19 protein-coding genes are annotated in these 18,637 nt (G+C 68.3%); 9 read left to right on the top strand and 10 right to left on the bottom strand.

The window, feature by feature from the left end; translation table 11 throughout:
- The first annotated feature begins 45 nt into the window (after window positions 1–45).
- Window positions 46–780 carry a ThuA domain-containing protein gene (locus tag CYU89_RS04830; protein WP_296279096.1) on the top strand — a complete coding sequence of 245 codons (735 nt, stop codon included), beginning with the start codon at window positions 46–48 and terminating at the stop codon, window positions 778–780.
- Between the two features lie 45 nt (window positions 781–825).
- On the opposite strand, the gene CYU89_RS04825 is transcribed toward CYU89_RS04830, so the two are convergent.
- A complete protein-coding gene (locus CYU89_RS04825; RefSeq protein WP_296279095.1) occupies window positions 826–1,161 on the bottom strand; it encodes a hypothetical protein in 336 nt (111 codons plus the stop codon).
- 87 nt (window positions 1,162–1,248) lie between these two features.
- Window positions 1,249–1,767, bottom strand: coding sequence for a nuclear transport factor 2 family protein (locus tag CYU89_RS04820; RefSeq protein WP_296279094.1), 519 nt, complete (start codon window positions 1,765–1,767; stop codon window positions 1,249–1,251).
- Window positions 1,768–1,824: 57 nt separating this feature from the next.
- Here CYU89_RS04820 and CYU89_RS04815 point away from each other — a divergent pair, with 57 nt between their 5' ends.
- The 3 genes from CYU89_RS04815 to CYU89_RS04805 all read left to right on the top strand — a co-directional run bounded on the left by CYU89_RS04815 (window position 1,825) and on the right by CYU89_RS04805 (window position 5,217).
- The gene (locus CYU89_RS04815; RefSeq protein ID WP_296279093.1) at window positions 1,825–3,072 is read left to right on the top strand and encodes an ectonucleotide pyrophosphatase/phosphodiesterase; all 1,248 of its coding nucleotides are present in this window, start codon (window positions 1,825–1,827) and stop codon (window positions 3,070–3,072) included.
- 49 nt (window positions 3,073–3,121) lie between these two features.
- Window positions 3,122–4,618 carry a DNA-3-methyladenine glycosylase 2 gene (locus CYU89_RS04810; RefSeq protein WP_296279092.1) on the top strand — a complete coding sequence of 499 codons (1,497 nt, stop codon included), beginning with the start codon at window positions 3,122–3,124 and terminating at the stop codon, window positions 4,616–4,618.
- A gap of 101 nt (window positions 4,619–4,719) precedes the next feature.
- Window positions 4,720–5,217, top strand: coding sequence for a methylated-DNA--[protein]-cysteine S-methyltransferase (locus CYU89_RS04805; protein WP_296279091.1), 498 nt, complete (start codon window positions 4,720–4,722; stop codon window positions 5,215–5,217).
- A gap of 6 nt (window positions 5,218–5,223) precedes the next feature.
- Here CYU89_RS04805 and CYU89_RS04800 read toward each other — a convergent pair whose 3' ends face one another.
- The 4 genes from CYU89_RS04800 to CYU89_RS04785 all read right to left on the bottom strand — a co-directional run bounded on the left by CYU89_RS04800 (window position 5,224) and on the right by CYU89_RS04785 (window position 10,228).
- A complete protein-coding gene (locus CYU89_RS04800) occupies window positions 5,224–5,985 on the bottom strand; it encodes a LytTR family DNA-binding domain-containing protein (RefSeq protein ID WP_296279090.1) in 762 nt (253 codons plus the stop codon).
- Window positions 5,982–7,199, bottom strand: coding sequence for a histidine kinase (locus CYU89_RS04795; protein WP_296279089.1), 1,218 nt, complete (start codon window positions 7,197–7,199; stop codon window positions 5,982–5,984). The genes CYU89_RS04800 and CYU89_RS04795 overlap by 4 nt, the downstream gene beginning before the upstream one ends.
- A 2-nt stretch (window positions 7,200–7,201) precedes the next feature.
- On the bottom strand, window positions 7,202–8,845 hold the full coding sequence (locus tag CYU89_RS04790) for a serine hydrolase (protein ID WP_296279088.1): 1,644 nt from the start codon (window positions 8,843–8,845) through the stop codon (window positions 7,202–7,204).
- A 126-nt stretch (window positions 8,846–8,971) separates the two neighbouring features.
- Window positions 8,972–10,228, bottom strand: coding sequence for a formimidoylglutamate deiminase (locus tag CYU89_RS04785; RefSeq protein WP_296279087.1), 1,257 nt, complete (start codon window positions 10,226–10,228; stop codon window positions 8,972–8,974).
- A gap of 72 nt (window positions 10,229–10,300) precedes the next feature.
- Here CYU89_RS04785 and CYU89_RS04780 point away from each other — a divergent pair, with 72 nt between their 5' ends.
- Window positions 10,301–10,495, top strand: coding sequence for a hypothetical protein (locus tag CYU89_RS04780; RefSeq protein WP_296279086.1), 195 nt, complete (start codon window positions 10,301–10,303; stop codon window positions 10,493–10,495).
- Window positions 10,496–10,499: 4 nt separating this feature from the next.
- On the top strand, window positions 10,500–11,726 hold the full coding sequence (hutI, locus tag CYU89_RS04775) for an imidazolonepropionase (protein ID WP_296279085.1): 1,227 nt from the start codon (window positions 10,500–10,502) through the stop codon (window positions 11,724–11,726).
- Between the two features lie 64 nt (window positions 11,727–11,790).
- On the opposite strand, the gene CYU89_RS04770 is transcribed toward hutI, so the two are convergent.
- Window positions 11,791–11,964, bottom strand: coding sequence for a 30S ribosomal protein THX (locus tag CYU89_RS04770; RefSeq protein WP_296279084.1), 174 nt, complete (start codon window positions 11,962–11,964; stop codon window positions 11,791–11,793).
- A 140-nt stretch (window positions 11,965–12,104) separates the two neighbouring features.
- Window positions 12,105–12,512 (bottom strand): MerC domain-containing protein, encoded by a 408-nt coding sequence (locus tag CYU89_RS04765; RefSeq protein ID WP_296279083.1) that lies wholly within the window; start codon window positions 12,510–12,512, stop codon window positions 12,105–12,107.
- Between the two features lie 90 nt (window positions 12,513–12,602).
- Here CYU89_RS04765 and CYU89_RS04760 point away from each other — a divergent pair, with 90 nt between their 5' ends.
- The 3 genes from CYU89_RS04760 (at window position 12,603) to CYU89_RS04750 (ending at window position 16,564) form a co-directional block, all read left to right on the top strand.
- Window positions 12,603–14,777 carry a TonB-dependent receptor gene (locus tag CYU89_RS04760; RefSeq protein WP_296279082.1) on the top strand — a complete coding sequence of 725 codons (2,175 nt, stop codon included), beginning with the start codon at window positions 12,603–12,605 and terminating at the stop codon, window positions 14,775–14,777.
- A 180-nt stretch (window positions 14,778–14,957) separates the two neighbouring features.
- Window positions 14,958–15,332, top strand: a complete 375-nt coding sequence (locus CYU89_RS04755; RefSeq protein WP_343125240.1) for a MarR family winged helix-turn-helix transcriptional regulator — start codon at window positions 14,958–14,960, stop codon at window positions 15,330–15,332.
- Window positions 15,329–16,564, top strand: coding sequence for an MFS transporter (locus CYU89_RS04750; RefSeq protein ID WP_296279080.1), 1,236 nt, complete (start codon window positions 15,329–15,331; stop codon window positions 16,562–16,564). The genes CYU89_RS04755 and CYU89_RS04750 overlap by 4 nt, the downstream gene beginning before the upstream one ends.
- Window positions 16,565–16,654: 90 nt before the next feature.
- Here CYU89_RS04750 and CYU89_RS04745 read toward each other — a convergent pair whose 3' ends face one another.
- Window positions 16,655–17,143 carry a Fur family transcriptional regulator gene (locus tag CYU89_RS04745; protein WP_296279079.1) on the bottom strand — a complete coding sequence of 163 codons (489 nt, stop codon included), beginning with the start codon at window positions 17,141–17,143 and terminating at the stop codon, window positions 16,655–16,657.
- A 13-nt stretch (window positions 17,144–17,156) separates the two neighbouring features.
- Window positions 17,157–18,563: a glutamate--tRNA ligase gene (gltX, locus tag CYU89_RS04740; protein ID WP_296279078.1), complete on the bottom strand. Its 1,407-nt coding sequence runs from the start codon at window positions 18,561–18,563 to the stop codon at window positions 17,157–17,159.
- Window positions 18,564–18,637 lie beyond the last annotated feature (74 nt).

The raw sequence follows: 18,637 nt of genomic DNA, 5'->3' as shown, positions 1-18,637 counted from the left end.
TCGCCATGCTGCAGTGCATGAAGGGCAACATGGCAGAATCCGGCCATGAACCTTTCCCGCGTCATCGCTGCTCCCTTGCTGCTGGCCAGCCTGTCGCTGCTGTCGCCCGCACATGCCGCTCCGCCTGACCGCGTACTGATCTTCACCAAGACCGCGGGATTCCGTCACGACGCGATCCCCACGGCCGTCGCGACGTTGAAGGTGCTGGCGGCTGAAGCGGGGCTGCGGGCCGACCACACCGAGGACGCAGGTGCGTTCACCGCCGGCAACCTGTCGCGTTATCGCGTGGTCGTGTTCGCCAGCACCACCGGTGACGTGCTGGATGCCGGGCAGCAGGCGGCGATGGAAGGGTTCGTGCGCGCGGGCGGCGGGTTCGTCGGCGTGCATGCGGCGGCCGACACGGAGTACGCGTGGCCCTGGTATGGACGCCTGGTCGGCGCCTACTTCAGGAGCCATCCTCCCGGGCTGCAATCGGCGCACGTGCAGGCCGAGCACGACGGGAAGCCTGTCGGGCCACGCTGGCGCATCACCGACGAGCTGTACAACTATCGCGACAGTCCGCGCGGACAGGTGCAGGTCATCGCCACGGTGGACGAGCGCGACTACGAGGGCGGCACGATGGGCGGAGACCACCCCATCGCGTGGTGCCATGCCTTCGAGGGTGGCCGCAGCTGGTACACCGGACTCGGCCACGACGCGAAGGTGTACGAGGATCCGAACGTCCTCGCACAGCTCGGGCGCGGACTGCGCTACGCCGCCGGGCGTTCGGACGACTGCTGACACGTCCGCCCGCCTTGGCGAGGAAGCGGGCACACCGCCACCGTGTCAACGGATGGACGGATCCAGCGTGCGCAACGCCTGGCCGAGGCCGGTCTGGCCGGTACGGTCGAGTTCGTCCTTCGTGTAGGAGCGACCCGGCAGGCCATTGCAACGCGCCCGGGCGTCACGCTGGCGAATACGACTGCCGGTGTTGCGGATGCAATGCGCATCCGACAGGCGAGGCTTTTCCTGATGCTTCGATGGCGGGGCGACAGGCGCTGTCGCATCGGCGGCGCGCTCCGGCGCCTGGGCGTCTCCGTCACGCTCGACGGACGCCTGCGCTTGCGCTTGCGCGGCAGCCGCCATCAGGCAGGCAGCGAATAAGGCAGAGACGTACTTCATGAGAGGGGCTCCGGCCGGGCTGGATAACGACGATACGCCCAATGTGACATGCGCGTCGCGATCGTCCCGGTCCGGTTCAGCGGGACCTCAGGCCGCCGGGCATCGCGCCTTCCGACCCTCGTGGAAACGCTGGACGGCGGCCGCATCCGCCTTCTGCGGCACGACGCCGTCGTCGAACAGCACCTGCCAGGTGCCTTCATCGTTCCGGTACCAGACGGAGCCGAATCGACCGATGCGGGCATCGCCGGTCTTGGGATCCTCGTACAGCGCCGGGCCGCTGGAGTAAGCGGTCCGGCCATCGCCCCCCAGGGTCACGGTGGCCGGATACCAGCTGAGCCTGAGCGCCTTGCCCTCGATCAGCGGCGCCCACTCGCGGGTGATCGCGTCGCGCCCACGGGTCGGTTTCTGGCTGACGCCGAAGGCGGCCTGGGGGTGGAGATGGCTGGCGAAGGCGTCCGCGTCATGCTGCGCCACGGCGTCAGCGAAACTCAGCTCACGCTGCCAGACAGCGCACTCGGCCTCGTGGACGGCCGTGGGCGAGGCGGCACTGGCGACGCCGGACGCAACCAGCAGGACGATGGACGAAAGTAGGACTAGCGCCGTCATGCGGAATGCCCCGGAGTCTGCCAAGCTGTGGCCGATTCCAGCTTTTCCCCGTAACGCATGCACCTGCCATTCGTCAGGGTGATGCTGCTGGTGGTCCTGTCATGGATTGCCGGCTGCGCCTCCACCCCCAACGCTCCTTCCGCGCCTCAGCCTCGCACCGTACTGCTCGTCTCCATCGACGGCCTGCGTGCCGACATCCCCGGCAGTGGCCGCATGCCGACGCTGGATGCGCTGTTCGCGCAAGGCGCGCATGCCGCCTGGCTGAACCCGTCCTACCCGACGCTGACGTTCCCCAATCACTACACCCTGGTGACCGGGCTGCGTCCTGATCGCCACGGCATCGTGCACAACGACATGCGGGATGCCGTGCTTGGGCAGTTCGAATCGAAGAAAGCCTCCGGGCGCGACGGCCGGTTCTGGGGCGGCGAACCGGTCTGGATCGGCGCCCAGCGCGCCGGCCTGAAGACGGCGACGATGTTCTGGCCCGGTTCGGAAGCGGAAATCGCGGGCGGACGCCCCGACCATTGGCGCCCCTTCGATAGTGGAACAACGCCCGCCCAGCGCGTGGCCAGCGTCCTGGCGTGGCTGGACCTGCCGGCGGCCGAGCGCCCGCGCTTCATCACCCTGTATCTCGAACAGTACGATGTCGCCGCGCATGCCGACGGCACTTTTTCGCCCCGGGCACTCGCTGCCATGCACGAGATCGACGACGCCCTCGCGGCGTTGCTGCGCGGCCTGGAGGGGCGGCGCCTGCGGGATTCGACCAACCTGATCGTGCTGTCGGACCATGGCATGGCCGATGTGCGCAGCGTCGATACCGCCTATCTCGACGACGTGCTGCCGGAGGCCCTGTTCTCCTGGTCCTCGCTCGGTCCCGTCGCCCACATCATCCCGCGCCCCGGCCAGGAAGCGGACGTGGCGCGCCGCCTGGTCGGCCGCCACGACCATTACACCTGCTGGAGCAAGGAAACGCTGCCCGCGGCCTGGCACTACGGGCGCAATCCGCGCATAGCGCCCTTCGTGTGCCAGTCGGACGTCGGCTGGCGCCTGCAGCTGCATCGCCACCCACTGCCCAGGCAGCCCGTGAAAGGCGAGCACGGCTTCGCACCGGAAGACCCGCAGATGCGTGCGTTCTTCGTGGCCACCGGCCCCGACTTCTTCCCGAACGCGGCGCTGCCCGCCTTCGACAACGTCGACGTCTATCCCCTGCTCGCCCACTTGCTGGGAATACCTGCGGCCCCGAACGACGGCACGCTCGATACCTTCGCGCCTGTCCTGCGGCCGCGGACGCCGTCGCCGCATTGATGTCCGGAAACGGCGAGTCCTAACGCATGGCCGGTGCTAGCCTGCGCGCATGTCCGATGCCGCCAGCCTGCTGCCCGACCGCCACGTCTGCGAACAGGCGCGGCTGAGCCGCGATCCGCGCTTCGACGGGCTGTTCTTCACCGCCGTCACCAGCACGCGGATCTACTGCCGGCCGGTGTGCCCGGCACCGGCGCCGAAACCGCAGAACATCGTCTACTACCGGAACGCAGCGGCCGCAGAAGCCGCGGGCTTCCGCCCCTGCCTGCGCTGCCGGCCGGAACTGGCACCGGGCGATGGCACCTGGCGGCGTGGAGATGAAGTGGTGGCGCGCGCCTTGAAGCTGATCGACCAGGGTGCCCTGGTCGACGCACCGGTAGCCGACCTTGCCGAACGCGTGGGCCTGGGCGAACGGCAACTGCGGCGGCTGTTCACCGATCGCCTCGGTGCCACGCCGGTGGATGTGCACGGCACGCGTCGCCTGTTGTTCGCCAAACAGCTGCTGACCGAAACCACGCTGCCGATCACGCAGGTGGCGCTGGCCGCCGGCTTCGGCAGCCTGACCCGGTTCAATACGGCGTTCCGCGAGGAATACAGGATGGCGCCGCGCGACCTGCGCAAGCGCGAGCTACCGCCGACGCACGAGGTGATGACGTTGCGGCTCGGTTATCGCCCGCCGTACGACTTCACCGCGATGCTCGATTTCCTGCGTGGCCGTGCGTTGCCCGGCGTGGAAGTCGTCGATGAGCGCAGCTACCTGCGCGTGATTGGAACGCCGGACGCACCCGGCTGGCTCCGCGTCAGCGCGTGGGACGCCAGTTCGCACGCACTGAGGTTGGAACTGCACGGCAGCGCCCCGAGCGACCTGTTGCAGATCGTCAGCCGCCTTCGCCGCATGTTCGACCTGGATGCGGATCCCGCCGCGATCGCCGACGCACTCGGCGACGATCCGCGATTGCGGCCGCTGCTCGCCGCGCGTCCCGGCCTGCGCCTGCCGAGCGGCTGGGATGGCTTCGAGATCGCGGTGCGCGCGGTGATCGGCCAACAGGTCAGCGTGGCCGCGGCACGCACGTTGACCGCACGCCTCGCACAACGGCACGGCACGCCGCTGGCGATCCCGTTCGACGCACTGACGCATCTGTTCCCCACACCGGATCTTCTGGCCGATGTGGACCTGACGGAGATCGGCCTGACCCGCGCACGCGCCGACACGATCCGCGGGTTGTCGCGCGCGTTGCTGGAGGGACGGGTGGATTTCCTGCCCGAGCGCACGCTGGAGGATTTCACGTCGCGCTGGGTCGCCCTGCCCGGCATCGGTCCGTGGACGGCGCATTACATGGCGCTGCGCGCGCTCGGCCACCCGGATGCGTTTCCCGCCGACGACCTGGTACTGCAGAAGGCCGTACCGACGGACGGCACGCGGATGACCGCCAAAGCGCTGACTGCGCGCGCCGAAGCGTGGCGGCCTTGGCGCGGCTATGCGGTGATCCATGTGTGGAAGGGCAGCATGGCGGTAGCGAAGCCGCCTCCTGTTGTGGGAGCGACGTAAGTCGCGAAGGGTCGCCGGTAAGGCCTCATCGCGACTTACGTCGCTCCCACAGGAAACACTTCGCGCGTCTTCACCATCAGTTCCCCTATCCTGCCCACGCCATGATCCTCTTCCGCCATCTCGACAGCCCTGTGGGCACGCTCACCCTCGCCGCGAACGAGGACGGGCTGCATGCGATCGAGTTCCCATGCAACCGGCATCCGGCAGATCGGGAAGGTTGGACACCGGGCGATCATCGCGTGCTCGATATGGCGGCGCGCCAGTTGGACGCCTATTTCGCGGCGAAGCGACGCGATTTCGATCTTCCGCTGGCGCCGCGCGGCACCGACTTCCAGCGCACCGTGTGGATGACGCTGGCGGGGATCGGCTATGGCGAGACGATCAGCTACGCGCAATTGGCGCAGCGAGTGGGGAAGCCCACCGCGATGCGCGCGGTGGGCGCGGCGAACGGTCGCAATCCGCTGCCCATCGTGCTGCCCTGCCACCGCGTAATCGGTGCGGACGGTGCGCTCACCGGTTTCGGCGGCGGCCTGCCGACCAAGCAGTTCCTGCTGGAACTGGAAGGTGCGCAGCCCAGGTCGCGCGACCTGTTCGGCTGAGCCGGGTCACATCCCGCGGAAGCGCTGCTGGAAGGCGCCGCTGACCGGCAGCACGTCGTCGCGTCCCTTGACGCTCAACAGGTGCCGGCCGAGTTCGTCCTTGCGCACGCGGTCGATGGCCTGCACGCGCACCAGCACGCCGCGGTGCACCTGCCAGAACACGTCCGGGTCGAGTCCGCCAAGCAGATCCTTCAACGGCATGCGGATGATGGCTTCGTCATCGGCGGTCACCACGCGCACGTACTTGTCCTGCGCCTGGAAGAACAGCACCTCGTCGATCGCGATCATGCGCACGCTGTCGCCGACGCTGGCGGTGATCCAGCGGATCAGGCGATCGCCCTGCGGCCGCAGGCGCGCTTCCAGATCGTCGATCAGCATGCGCATGTCCGGTGCGCGCGTTTCGGCCAGGCGTGCCTGCATGCGCTCCACTGCCTGCGCCAGGCGCGCGTCCTGCACCGGCTTCAACAGGTAGTCCGCCGCACCGGCCTCGAACGCACGGATGGCGTAATCCTCGTACGCGGTGGTGAACACCACCAACCCGCCTTGCGCCACTACCTGCCGCGCGACGTCCAGGCCGCTGACGCCCGGCATGCGGATGTCGAGGAAGGCGACCTGCGGGCGGTGTTGCGCGACGGCATCCAGTGCCGACAGGCCATCCTCGCAGATGGCCACGATCTCGAGCTCCGGCCACGCCGCGCGCAGCTGTTGCTGCAGCGCGCGGCGCTGCGGCGCTTCGTCTTCGGCGATCAGGGCGGTGACGGCCTTCATGCCGACGACCCTAGCGGCACGCGGATCTCCGCGCAAACACCGCGACCGTCGACGGCCGGCGTCAAGGCGAACGCGGCACGCGTGCCGTAACGCGCCGACAGTTGTTCGCGCACGTTCGCCAGGCCCACGCCGGTACTCAGGCCGGGGCGTAGGCCGGCGCCATCGTCGCGCACCTGCACGCGCAGCATGCCGTCCTCGCGGACCGCCTCGATGTCGATGCGGCCCGGACCCGGCCTGGGTTCGATGCCGTGTTTGATCGCGTTCTCCACCAGTGTGATCAGCAGCGAGGGCGGGAACGGCGACGCGCGCACCGCATCGTCGGCGCGCACGGCGTACGCCAGCCGGCCGCCCATGCGCACCTGCATCAGTGCGAGGTAACTGCTGCAGATATCGAGCTGCTGGCCGAGCGTGGCGTGCAGGCCGCGGTCGTCGCGCAGTTTCGGAATGGTGGCGCGCAGGAAATCGACCAGCGCATCCAGCGTGGCTTCGGCCTGTGCGGGATCCTGCCGCACCAGCGCGCGCACCGAGGCCAGGGTGTTGAACAGGAAATGGGGTTCCACCTGCGCCTGCAGCACGCCCAGGCGCAGGTCGGCTTCGTGCACGCGTCCTTCCAGCGCGCTGAGTTCGCGTTCATGATGGTGCTCGTCCCAGCGGCGGTGTTCACTGAAGTACGCCCGCAGCGCCAGCCCGCCGCCGAACAGACCGTAGACGACAACCAGCCCAGCGACGTTGATCGCCAGCCCGATCGCCTTCACCAACGGCGTCAATGTGGGCGGATTCATCGACAGTCCCGCAGCCTCCAGGCCTGGCTTGATCAACTGTTCGATGTAGGACGATCCGACGCGATCGATGAAGAAGCTGAGCACCATGCCGACCAGCACGGCGATCACGACGGCCTTGCGCTCGCGCGCCACCGGCCATGCACGGTGCCGCACCGCGGTGGCCAACGCAGGTCCCAACGTGGCCATGAGACTGAAGACCACGAATTCGGTGAGGCCCACTTTGATCGCGACGCCGAGGTCCTGTACCGCCACACCGCTGCCGGCGCCGATGAAGGCGGCGACCACCGCGATCACGCTGCAGAACAGCAGGCTGCGCCCGAGCAGCCAACGCAGGCCGAACACCGGATACTGACGGTAGCGACTCCATACCGCATCGCCGCCCACCAGCACTTCGGCGGGCAGCTTCTGTCGCAGCGGATAGGTCCGCTCCATGCTTACTTCCTTTCGCCGCGCAGTTGCTGGCCGGCCTGCTTCAGCGTCAGCGCGACCACCTTGCCGGCCGCATCGCGTTCGAAGCGGATTTCAGCACCGACGGCGTCCATGACGAACACATCGCGTTCGACCGCCTGCACCGGCAGCGCCGGCTGGCCCGTGCCCTGGATGGTCAGCGTCTCGCCCTGCGCCTTCACCGTGAGCGCGAACGCAGGCACCAGCGGGTACTCGCCCTCGTATTCGCGCAGTGTGGCGACATCGATCTTCAACGCGGGCTTCGCCGCGGCGGCATCGATCCGCTTGGCCGGCAGCACGCCCCCCATCTGCATCCACGTGAACGACTGGCCGGCCGCCGTGCGCTGCGGCCGCAGCACCGCGTCGAACTCGCGCGGATAGAAATCGCCTGCGCTGTCGTAGCCCATCGCATACGTGCCCTGGCCGGCCACCTGGATTTCCAGCGCATCGCCCTTGCGGCGCAGGGCCATCTTCATGCCGCCGGCGAGTTCGTATTCCCCGGCGAGTGCGTCGAGCAGCGCGCCGTCCGGCGTGGCCTCGCGGCGCGGCGTGCCGAGGGGGAAGCTGGCATCAACCAGATGCAGACCCAGCGAGCCCAGGCTGCCGATCGAGTTCCACGTCGTGTCGGACAGGATCACCACGCCGCGCTGCTTGTCCTTGTCGAACGACACGAACGACGAGAAACCACCGGTGCCGCCTTCGTGCACGTGCACGGTGCGTCCGCCAACGGGCATCAGCATCCAGTTCATCGCCATCGGCGGTGCATCCGACACCTTCTGCTGCGAACGCTGCAGGGCGGCCGAGATCGAGGTGGATTCGGTCCCCAACTGGCCTTGCACGTAGCGCACCATGTCATCCAGCGTGGCGCGCACGCCGCCGACACCGGCGAGGTTGGTCTGGAAATGCCAGGCGGACGTGGCCCGTGCGTTCGGCGTATGGCCCACGGCGGCGCGCACACCGGCGGGCGCCACATCGACATAGGCATGCCGCATGCCGAGCGGCGCGAACAGGCGCTGCTTCAGCAGCGTCTCCATATCCGTGCCCGCACGACGCGCGACGGCGTACGAGAGCACCATCGAGGCGAAGTTCGAATACTCGAACTTCGTGCCGGGCGCTGCGGTGAGGGTGACGTCGCCCAACGAGGCGAGCAGTGCGGCTTCGTCCAGCTTCGCATAGGGATCCGTCATGTCGGGCGCCCCCATGCGCGAGGGCAGCGCCGGCAGTCCGGAGGTGTGGGTCACGACGTGGCGCAGCAGGATCGGCTGGCCCTGGAACTGCGGCAGCTTCGTGCCTTCGGGCAACCAGGCGGAGAGCGGATCGTCCAGCGAACCTTTCCCCTGCCCGATCAGGTCGGCGAGCAAGGCCGCGGTCATGGTCTTGCTGACCGAGCCGATCTCGAAGGCGGCATCGGGACCGATGCGCGACGCATCCTTCGCATCCGCGCACTGGTAGGTGCGGGCGACGGTGCCGGCTTCGATGACCGCGACGGCCATGCAGGCCCCGGTGCGATCGCCCTGCAGGCGCTGCTGGACCTTGCCGGCCAGCGCCTGGTCGGTCATGGCATGGGCGGGCGTGACGGCGGCGAAGCCGGCGGCGGCAAGGGCGAGAGCGATCGAATGAGCATAGGCCACGGCGGTTCTCCTGACGGGATGGTGGCCATGCTGGCGGACGCCGTCGCCACGCGTGCGGATCTGCGATGGACGACCCGGTGGCCGCGACGAACGCCGCGATCCCGCGGATGGCCGGCGCGCCAAGCCCTAGTCGCCCAGCAGCTGGCGCACGGTGGTGCCGTAGCGACGCGCGATGGCATCGCCGTCCACGTGGCGGCCTTCGGTGACCACCTCGCGGCCACCGACCCGGACCGCGCGGACCAATGGCCGGTTGCCCGCGAACAGCCAGCGGTCGACCACGTCGTCGGCCGTCGCGCCTGCCAGCGCGGTGGCATCGGCATCCAGCCAGACGGCGTCCTGCGGATCCGGCGCAAGGCCCGTGGCATCCGCCTCGCTGTCCAGTACTCCCGCCAGCAGGGTACGGCCGACACTCGGCGAACCCGGCAGCACCGCGATGTTGCGATGGCGCGTGATGAGTCGCTGGCCGTACTCCAGCCAGCGCAGCTCTTCCACCGGCGATACCGAGACGTGCGAATCCGAACCGATGCCCCAGCGGCCGCCGGCCTGCAGGAACTCGCGCAGCGGGAACAGGCCATCGCCGAGGTTCGCTTCCGTCGTGGGACAGATCGCGACGGTGGCGCCGCTGTCGGCGATGCCACGTGTTTCTTCCGGCGTCAGGTGCGTGGCGTGCACCAGCGTCCAGCGCCGATCGACCGGGAATTCGCGCAACAACCATTCCACCGGGCGCGCGTCGCGCAGCGCCAGGCAGTCCTGTACCTCACCCACCTGTTCGGCAATGTGGATGTGCACCGGCGCATCGGCAGACAGTGCCGACAGCACCTCGCGCATGGCGGCTTCCGGTACGGCACGCAGGCTGTGGAACGCACAGCCGACGCGCAGCCGCGCGTCCTGCAGCGGACGCAGGGCTTCGAGCAGGCGTAGGAAACCATCCACGTCATGCCCGAACCTCCGCTGGCGCGCCGACAGTTCGCGACCGTCGAAGCCGCCCGTCATGTACAGCACCGGCAACAGGGTCATGCCGATGCCGGTGTCGCGCGCGGCGGCAATCAGGGCGTTCGACATCGCCGCGGGGTCGTCGTAGGGCGCGCCGTCGGGCTGGTGATGCACGTAATGGAATTCGCACACGCGGGTGTAGCCGGCTTCCAGCATCTCGGTGTACAGCTGCGTCGCCACCGCGTAGGTGCTCTCCGGCGTCATCCGCGCGGCGAAGCGGTACATGATTTCCCGCCAGGTCCAGAAACTGTCTTCCGGATTCGTCTGGTGCTCGGCCATCCCCGCCATTGCCCGCTGGAAGGCGTGCGAATGCAGGTTGGCGATGCCGGGAACGCGCCATCCTTCGTCGGTCAGGATGGGCAGGCCTGCGTGGGAATGGGGATTCGACATGGCGGTGCTTACGGCCGGCGACAGGGGTGCGTTAGGCTACCGCGTCGCCCACGCCAAGACACGCCCGCCGCCATGCTTGCCATCGTCCTCTCACTGGTTGCCGTCGCCCTCGCGCTGATGGCCGTCTTCATCGCCGTGCAGGCGCAGAAGAAGAAAGGCGGCGCCGGAGATCGCGTGAACGATGGCGGCTCCACCACGCACGGCGACATGGGCTGTGCATCCGACAGCGGAGGCGGTGGCTGCGATGGTGGCGGTGGAGGTGACTGACGACATGGAGACGCGCTGGGATGGCCTGCTGGTCAACGCCCGCCTGGTCACGCTGGCCGGCGATGACGGCTATGGCATGGTGGAGAACGGTGCGCTGGGCTGGCGCGATGGCGCATTCGTGTTCGCAGGTCGTCTCGCGGATCTACCGGCGCCGCCAGCGTCCGTCGCCGACCATGTCGTGGACGCGCAGGGCGACTGGGTGACGCCTGGCCTGGTGGATTGCCACACGCATGTGGTGTTCGCCGGCGACCGGGCTGGCGAGTTCGAACAGCGCCTGCAAGGCGCCAGCTACGAAGACATCGCGCGCGCCGGCGGCGGCATCGTGTCCACGGTACGGGCCACGCGCGCCGCCAGCGAGGACGCCCTGCTCGACGCCTCGCTGCCACGCGCGCGCGCCTTGCGCGACGACGGCGTGACGACATTGGAGATCAAGTCCGGTTACGGCCTCGACTTCGACAACGAACGCAAGATGCTGCGCGTGGCGCGCCGCATCGGCGACATCCTCGGTATCACCGTGCGCACCACCTTCCTTGGTGCGCATGCCCTGCCGCCCGAGTTCGCCGGGCGCGAGGACCACTACATCGACGCCGTGTGCACGTGGCTGCCGACGCTGCACGAGGAAGGTCTGGTGGACGCGGTGGATGCCTTCTGCGAGCGTATCGGCTTCACGGCGGCGCAGACGCAGCGCGTGTTCGAAGCGGCGCGCGCATTGGGCATCCCGGTGAAGCTGCATGCCGACCAGCTCAGCGATGGTGGCGGCGCGGCGTTGGTCGCGGCATTCGATGGCCTGTCGGCCGACCACGTGGAATACACGTCCGAGGCCGGCGTTGCGGCGATGGCGCGCGCAGGCAGCGTGGCGGTCCTGCTGCCGGGTGCCTTCCACGTGCTGCGCGAAACGAAACTGCCGCCGCTGGAGGCGTTCCGCGTTCATGGCGTGCCGATGGCGGTGGCGACGGACTGCAACCCGGGCACGTCGCCCCTGCAGTCGCTGCGCCTGGCCATGTCGCTGGCCTGTACGCATTTCCGCCTGACCCCGGAGGAAGCGCTGCGCGGCGCCACCGTGCATGCTGCGCAGGCGCTGGGCCTCGAGGATCGCGGCCGTCTGGTAGTGGGACAGCGCGCGGACTTCGTGCGCTGGCGCATCGGCCAGCCAGCGCAACTGGCGTATTGGCTGGGCGGCGATCTGGTCTCGGCCGTGCATGTGGGCGGTCGGGTCGTGAGCCCCCCCTGAAAAACAAAAACCCCGGCGAGAGCCGGGGTCTTGCGTTCGCGACCGGCGTACCGGCGCGGCGGGCTTACTTGGCGACAGCCTTCTTGGCCACGGCCTTCTTCGCCGGCGCCTTCACGACCGACTTCTTGGCGGTAGCGGTGGCGGCGATGCCCGCCTTGGCGACGGTACGCTTGCGCGCGTTGCCGTAGCTGGACGAATAGCGCTTGCCCTTGGCCGTCTTGCGATCACCCTTGCCCATCTGTGTTCTCCTGATTCAATGAAAAGTCCGCCCGGACGAGGGCGGCTGCGCGGGCATCCACCAGACCGGGGCGCCGCGCGCGAGGCCGCAAAGCCTACCACAGCGGGGCCTCCACGGCCGCTGCCGCCGTGTCGCCGGACTCAGTGGGCGCAGCTGGCGTCGTGCACGTGCCAATGGTTCAGGCGCAGGTTCAGCAGGTGCGCCAGCCCCACCAGCAGCCCCCCCACCGTCATCACGACGGCATGGGGCACTGCGGCTTCGTGCAAGGGCGCATACAGCACGCCGGCCCACAGGGCCATTAGACCGAACAGCAACATGCCCAACGCGCGGAAGGCGCGGTGCCGGCGGTAGCCCCATATCAGGCTGAAAAGCCCCAGCACCGTGACGAACACGACGAAGCCGCGTTCGAAGCCATCGCCCAGCCAGATCGACAGTCCGAGCGACGGGATCACCGCCAGCAGCAGCGGCGTGATGGCGCAATGCAGCGCGCAGACCAGCGAGCCGGCGGCGGCGAAGCGGTCGAGCAGCGATCGGAACGAGGACTTCATGGAGACGAGTATGACTTCCGGGAGGGTTATATTGTCACTGTTGGTATAATATAACATCATTCGCAACCCCACCTGAGTGATGCCCATTCCATGCCATCCCCACGCCGTCTCGCCCGCCCCGCTCCTCGCCTGCTGGTGACCGCCCTCGCCCTCGCGCTGGTCTCCCCCCTCGCTTTCGCCAACGACGCCGGCGCCCCCCAGGCCAAGGACCTGGACGCGGTCGTCGTCACGGCCTCGCCGCTGAAGGGCAATGCCGAATCCGTCGCCACGCCCGTGGATGTCCTCTACGGCGAAGACCTGGACAAGGCCAAGGCCGGCACGCTGGGCGAGACGGTCGCCAAGCTGCCGGGCGTGCAGGCCACCTACTTCGGCACGGGCGTTGGCCGGCCGATCATCCGCGGCCAGGAGGGACCGCGCGTGCAGGTGCTGTCCGGCGGCCTCGGCTCGATGGATGCCTCCACGGTGAGCGCCGACCATGCGGTCAGCATCGAACCCTTCCTCGCCGACCAGATTGAAGTGCTGAAGGGCCCGGCGACCCTGCTGTTCGGCAGCGGCGCCATCGGCGGCGCCGTCAATGTCGTGGACGGCCGCCTGGCCGAATCGATCCCCGACCAGCCGCTCAGCGGCCGCGCCGAAGTCCGCGGCAACACGGTCAACGACGAACGCACCGGCATGTTCCGCGTCGACGGTGTGAGCGGAAACTGGGTGCTGCACGTCGATGGCCTGGTGCGCGACACCGACGACTACGACATTCCCGGCGTCGCGATCCTGCACGAGCATGAGGAAGGCGAGGAACACGAAGAGGAACCCCAGCCTGACGGCACGCTGCCGAACAGTTCGCTCAGCACCAAGGCAGGCGCGGTCGGCGCTAGCTATCTCGGCGACCGTGGCTATTTCGGCCTTGCCGCCAGCACCTACCGCAGCAACTACGGGATTCCCGCCGGTGCCCACGTGCATGGCGAGGAAGACCACGACCACGACCATGACGGAGAAGCAGACCACGATGACGAGGCGCACGAAGAAGGCCCCGTGCGCATCGACATGGTGCAGAACCGGTGGGACGTGAAGGCTGGCGTCTACGACCCGGTGTCGTTCCTGGAAAGCCTCAACCTGCGTGCCGCGTGGAACGACTACGAACATGTCGAGCTGGAAGGCGACGAGATCGGCACGCGCTTCACCAACGAGGGGTATGACGCCCGGCTGGAAGCGGTGCAGAAACCGTGGAACGGCTGGCGCGGCGCCTTCGGCCTGCAGGTCGGCAGCACCGACTTCAGCGCGGTGGGGGCGGAGGCCTTCGTGCCGTCCACGGTCACGGACACCCTGGGATTGTTCGTCCTGCAGCAGAAGGACTTCGGCCCATGGAAGCTGGAGCTGGGCGGCCGCTACGACCAGGTCAAGCTGAAGCCCGACGACCGCGCATCGATCGATTTCGGCGCCACCAATCTGTCGGCCGCGGCGATCTGGCGCCTGAGCGACGGCTTCGACCTGCGCTTCGGCCTGGACCGGTCGGAGCGCGCGCCGACCAACGAAGAACTGTTCGCTGGCGGCACGCACGTGGCTACGCAGTCGATCGAGATCGGCGATGCCTCGCTGGATACGGAGAAAGGCGTGCGTGCGGAAATCGGCGCGCATTGGCACACCGATCGCGTGGACCTGAAGCTCGCGCTGTACCAGACCCGGTTCAAGGACTTCGTCTACCTCACCGACACGGGCGTGGAAGAGGAAGGTTATCCGGTCCGACTGTGGACGCAGGACGATGCGACGTTCACGGGTGCCGAGGCGGAAGCGAAGATCCAACTGGCCGACACCGCCGCAGGTGCCTGGGACCTGCGCCTGTATGGCGACTACGTGCGCGCGAAGCTGGACGGCAACGGGCTGCGCACGGTCGCCTTCGAGGTCCCGCACGGCGACCACACGCACGGCTACGAAGTCGACATCGCGCAGGGCGGCTATCTGCCGCGCATCTCGCCGATGCGCGTCGGCGCCGACCTGGGCTGGTCGCGTGGCGGCTGGCGGGCCTCGCTGGGCGCGGTGCGCTACAGCAAGCAGGACGATGTGGCGCAGAACGAGGCGCCGAGCGACGGATACACGCTGGTCGATGCCCACGTCGCATACCGGTGGGATCGCGTGGCATCGAGCTGGGAAGTGTTCCTGGACGGCAGCAACCTGACCGACGAAGAAGCCCGCCCGCATACCTCGCTGCTGCGCGACTACGCGCCGTTGCCGGGCCGCGGCGTGGCGTTCGGCATCCGCGCGTACTTCTGATCGACACCTGACGGTCCTCCCCGGGGCGGCTGGCCTCCAAGGCAGCCGCCCTTCTTGACATCGATTATGTGCATATACACATAATTGGCTTCCTCTCGTGCGAGTCCGTGCATGCCCACCCCTACGCCCAGCGTCTGCACTTGCTTCCGGTTGAGGCGGGCCAGCCGGCGCGTGACCCAGGTGTACGACCACGAACTGGCGGCCGTCGGCCTGAGCCTCAACCAGTATTCGATCCTCCGCCGCACGGAACGCGAGCCTCGCGCGCTCGGCGGACTCGCGGACGAACTCGGCATGGATCGCACCACGCTGACCCGCAACCTCTCGCCGCTGATGGACGCCGGTTTGCTGGAAACCGTGCGTGGCGAGGATGCACGTCAGCGCCTGGTCGCGCTGACGACCGAAGGACGGGCGCGGCTCACCCGCGCGAAACCCCGTTGGCAGCGCGCGCAAGCGGTCATCGACGGCTTGATGGGCGACACTGCTGTCAAACGCCTGCACGACGGCCTCGAACGTCTCGACGATCTTCTGCGGAAGCACTTGGGAGACGCTGCATGAGCGCCACCCTCGCAACACCCGCACCGCGCATGCACTGGGGCCTGCTGCTGGCCGCATCCGCCACCCTGATGATCACGATGGGAGCGCGGCAGACGACCGGACTGTTCGTCGCCCCGATCCACCAGGAAACGGGCATCGGCATCGCCGCGATCAGTTTCGCCCTCGCCATCGGCCAGTTCACCTGGGGCGCGGTGCAGCCCGTGTTCGGCGCGGTGGCGGACAAGCGCGGTTCGACCGGCGTGCTGGTGCTCGGCGCCGTCCTTCTCTCTCTGGGACTCGCGCTCACGCCCCACCTGACCTCGCCGTGGGGATTGATGTTCACGTTGGGCGTACTGACAGCGGCCGGCGCCGGCGCCGGCAGCTTCTCGATCCTGATCGGCGCGACCGCGCAACAACTGGCGCCCGAGAAGCGCTCGTTCGCCGCCGGCTTCATCAACGCGGGCGGATCGCTGGGCCAGTTCGTGTTCGCGCCGCTGGTGCAGGCCGTCATCGCGTTCGCAGGCTGGGCCAGTGCGATGTACACGCTGGCGGTCGCATCGCTGCTCGCGATCCCGCTGGCCTTCCCGCTGCGCAAGAAAGCCGTGGCGACGACGGGCGCGACCACGGCCACCGCGATCGGCGACATCAGCCTGAAGCAGCAGATCGCGATCGCCCTGCGCGACCGTAGTTACTGGATGCTGCACCTCGGCTTCTTCACCTGCGGCGTGCACATCGCCTTCCTGGTGACGCACCTTCCGGGCGAAGTGGCGCTATGCGGCCTGCCCGCCAGCGTGTCCGCCGTAGCGCTGATGCTGATCGGCCTGTTCAACGTGGCGGGCAGCCTGATCGCCGGCGCACTCGGCCAGCGCGTGCGGATGAAGTGGATCCTCGCGGTGATGTACGCCAGTCGCGCGGTGATGATCGCGCTCTATCTGGTCTCGCCGCCCACGCCGTTGACGTTCTACATCTTCGCCGCCGCGCTTGGCTTCACCTGGCTAGCCACGGTACCGCCAACCGCCGGACTGGTCGGCAAGCTGTTCGGCCCGCGCTACCTGGGCACGCTGTTCGGACTGACCCTGCTGTCGCACCAGGTCGGCGGTTTCTTCGGCGCATGGCTGGGTGGTCTGGCGCTGGAGCGCTTCGGCGACTACACCTGGATGTGGTACGCGGACATGGTGCTGGCGCTGATCGCAGCGGTAGCGAACCTGCCGATCCGGGAAACGTCGCCTAAAGCAGTGCCGGAAGCGGCGTAGGAGCGTTGCCTTGTGGGAGCGACGTGAGTCGCGACGACATGCCAGAGGGGGTTCGTCGCGACTTACGTCGCTCCCACAGCAAGCTGAGGCCTAAGCCTCGGCGCACCGCGCGCACAGCCCATGCACTTCCAGCGTTTGCGCCTGCGGCTGGAAGCCAAGCGCCTTGGCTCGCGCATCGAGTGCCGCTACCACGTCGCGGTCCTCCAGCTCCACCGCGCTGTGGCAGCGGTCGCAGATGAGGAACGGCACCGAGTGCTGCGCACTGTTCGGGTGATGGCAGGCGACGAACGCATTCATCGATTCGAGCTTGTGCACGAAACCGTTCGCCATCAGGAAATCCAGCGCGCGGTAGACGGTGGGCGGCGCATCGGCACCGACCCCCTTGGTCGCGCGCACCCATTCGAGCAGTTCGTAAGCCTTCACCGGCTTGCCGGCTTCGGCGATCAGTTGCAGTACTCGGGCGCGGATCGGGGTCAGCCGCAGGCCACGCTCCTGGCACGCGTGCTCCACCGCCGCCACGAAGGCTTGCGCATCGTGGACGTGGTGGTGCGGGTCGGTGCAGGCGTGGACGTGCGGCATGGGCGATCCGGAGTCAGGCGGACGTACCACTCTTGATGAGTGCGGCGTCGATGCGTTTCAAGGCTTCGTCGCGACCGGCCAGGTATACGGTCTGCGAAATATCGGGGCTGACCTGGGTGCCGGTGATCGCCACGCGCAGCGGCTGGGCCACCTTCCCCATGCCGAGTTCGAGCGCGGCCGCAGCCTCGTGCAGGGCCGTGGACACGCTCTCGGCGTTCCAGTCCGCCAGCGCCTCGAGCCGCTCGCGGGCCTTGGCCAGCGGTGCCTTCGCCGCGGCCCCGAGATGCTTGGCCACGGCAGCCTCGTCGTACACGTCCAACGGCTGGTACCAGACCACCGCCTTCTCGGCCATGTCCTTCAGCGTCTGCACGCGATCACGCAAGGCGATGACGACATCGGCGGGCGCAGGCCCGGCCGACGGATCGATACCGAGCTTTTCGAGTTGGTAGACCAGATGCGGCGCGACGTCCGAAGGCGCGTCGTTCTTCAGGTAGTGTTGGTTCACCCAGCCCAGCTTGGCCATGTCGAGGCGCGCGGCCTTGGAGTTCACGTCCTTCACGTCGAACAGCTCGATCAGCTCCTGCCGCGAGAACAGTTCCTGGTCGCCATGCGACCAGCCCAGCCGCGCCAGGTAGTTGATCAGCGCGTGCGGCAGGTAGCCTGCGTCCTTGTACTGCATCACGTCGGCCGCGCCGGTGCGCTTGGACAGCTTGGCGCCCTGCTCGTCCAGGATCATCGGCATGTGCGCGAACTTCGGCACCGGCGCGCCCAGCGCTTCGTAGATGTTGATCTGGCGCGGCGTGTTGTTGATGTGGTCGTCGCCGCGGATAACTTCGGTGATGCCCATGTCCCAGTCGTCCACGACCACGGCGAAGTTGTACGTGGGGTAGCCGTCGGGGCGGAAGATCACCATGTCGTCGAGCTCGCTGTTGGCGATCTCGATGCGGCCCTTGATCAGGTCATCGAAGGCGACCACGCCGTCGAGCGGATTCTTGAAGCGGATGACGCGGTTCGGATCGTCGCGGTGCGGCAGGCCCTGCTCGCGCGCAGCGCCGTTGTAGCGCGGCTTCTCCTGCTTCGCCATCGCGGCCTCGCGCATGGCGTCGAGTTCTTCGCGCGTCTCGTAGGCGTAGTAGGCCTTGCCGGCGGCGACCAGCTGCTCGGCGACTTCGCGGTAACGGTCGATGCGGTGGGTCTGGTAGATCGGGCCTTCGTCGTAGCCCAGGCCCAGCCAGTCCATCGCATCCAGGATCGCGTCGATCGCGGCCTGAGTGCTGCGCTCGCGGTCGGTGTCCTCGATGCGCAGGATGAAATCGCCGCCGCGATGACGCGCTTCCAGCCAGCAGTACAGCGCCGTGCGGGCGCCACCGATGTGGAGGTAGCCGGTGGGACTGGGGGCGAAGCGGGTACGGCAGGCCATGGGGAACTCGATGGACGGAATACGGCGATTTTAACCCGCGCGCACCGCGTTTCCCCCTGCTCGTTCAGGGGGAG

The sequence above is a fragment of the Pseudoxanthomonas sp. genome, assembly GCF_002863005.1.
In the GTDB taxonomy this organism is placed as follows: Bacteria; Pseudomonadota; Gammaproteobacteria; order Xanthomonadales; family Xanthomonadaceae; genus Pseudoxanthomonas_A.
The sequence above is the reverse complement of the archived record's forward strand: the minus strand, read 5'-3'. Positions and strand labels throughout refer to the sequence as shown.